Annotated in this window: 2 protein-coding genes; one reads left to right on the forward strand and one right to left on the reverse strand. The window is 62.2% G+C overall.

Translation table 11 applies throughout. From position 1 onward, the window contains the following. Nucleotides 1–88: 88 nt before the first annotated feature. Entirely contained in the window at nt 89–439 is a 351-nt protein-coding gene (locus C8N44_RS23015) for an ArsR/SmtB family transcription factor (protein WP_007803330.1), read from the reverse strand. Between the two features lie 63 nt (nt 440–502). Here C8N44_RS23015 and C8N44_RS23020 point away from each other — a divergent pair, with 63 nt between their 5' ends. Next, the gene (locus C8N44_RS23020) at nt 503–1,354 is read left to right on the forward strand and encodes a cation diffusion facilitator family transporter (RefSeq protein WP_007803328.1); all 852 of its coding nucleotides are present in this window, start codon (nt 503–505) and stop codon (nt 1,352–1,354) included. Nucleotides 1,355–1,422 lie beyond the last annotated feature (68 nt).

The raw sequence follows: 1,422 nt of genomic DNA on the forward strand, positions 1-1,422 counted from the left end.
GCGGGACAAAGGGTGCATTCGCTGCGGATGCGCAGATGGCTGCTTCAGGTTTGGCGCACCGATAGGACATTGCAGCAGGTCGCGCCGGTTAGTCCGTATAGCTTTGGCAGGCATCAACTCCGTTGGCTGTCGAGGCAAGTAGCTGATCTGCATCACGGATGAGATCGGCGACCCGCCTGTCCGCCAGACGATACCGAACGAAGCGGCCTTTGCTGCGGCGACTGACCAGCCCGCATTCCAGCAGACAGCGCAGATGGTTCGAGACGTTGGGCTGACCCAAACCCGTATGCCCGACGATTTCCTGCACGTTGCGTTCGTCCGACACCAGCGCATCGAGGATCGTCAGACGGCTGGGATCGCTTAGGCCCCGGAAGAGCTTTGCCCGCAGTTCCAGTGTATCGGGTGCCGAAAGATCGTCTTGAATGTTTTGCGCTGTCATATCATTATCCACTGATACGTTAGCAGCGTACCTTTTCGCCCGCCACCACAAAAAGGATCGCACATGAGCCAGCCCGATAACAGCAAGTTGGCGACAGCCTCCTCCCCGATCCGAATGCGGGTGCAAGGCATGGACTGCGCGAAAGATGCCGCCGAGATCGAGCGCGCGGCCCGGTCTGCGGGCGTGGCCGAAGGCGACGTGAAAGTGTCCGCCGCCACCCACATCATGACATTGCGGATCGCGGACGGCGATCTGCCGAAAGTGCGGCCCGCGCTCGACGCGACCGGCTACGGTTTCGAGAAGATCGAGGACGGCGATACATCGTCCGATCCGGCCTACAAGGACCCGAGCTATCGCCGCGCGCTCTGGATCGTGGTCGCGCTCAATCTCGGATACGGCGTGGTCGAAATGTTCGGCGGGTTCTTGTCCGGTTCGCAGGCGCTGAAGGCAGACGCGCTCGATTTTCTGGGCGATGGTGCGATCACGTTTCTGGGCCTGCTCGCCATCGGCTGGAGCCTGACATGGCGGGCGCGGTCGGCGATGATCCAAGGCGTGTTTCTGGGCCTTCTGGGCCTTGGCGTTGTCGGCAGCACGCTCTGGCGTGTCCTCAACCAGACCACGCCAGAAGCCGGGTTGATGGGAGCCTTCGCGGTAGGTGCGCTGATCGTAAACATCCTCGCGGTGCTGCCGCTGCTAAAGCACCGCAAGGGTGATGCCAATATGCGAGCCGTCTGGCTGTTCTCTCGCAACGACGCCATCGGCAACCTCGCCGTGGTCATCGCCGCCGGGCTGGTCGCGTGGCTTGGCAGTGCATGGCCCGACCTGATCGTCGCGTTCGCGATCGCGGGGCTTTTCCTGCATTCGTCGTGGATGATCATCCGCGATGCCCGGAGTGACTTGGTGGAAGCTGACTAACTCCATCATGGTGCGACGCGCCGGACGAAAGCCGACATTCGCGCGCCCCGCAGCATCGGTGAGTCTGG

It is taken from the genome of Allosediminivita pacifica, assembly GCF_003054175.1.
Taxonomy (GTDB): domain Bacteria; phylum Pseudomonadota; class Alphaproteobacteria; order Rhodobacterales; family Rhodobacteraceae; genus Allosediminivita; species Allosediminivita pacifica.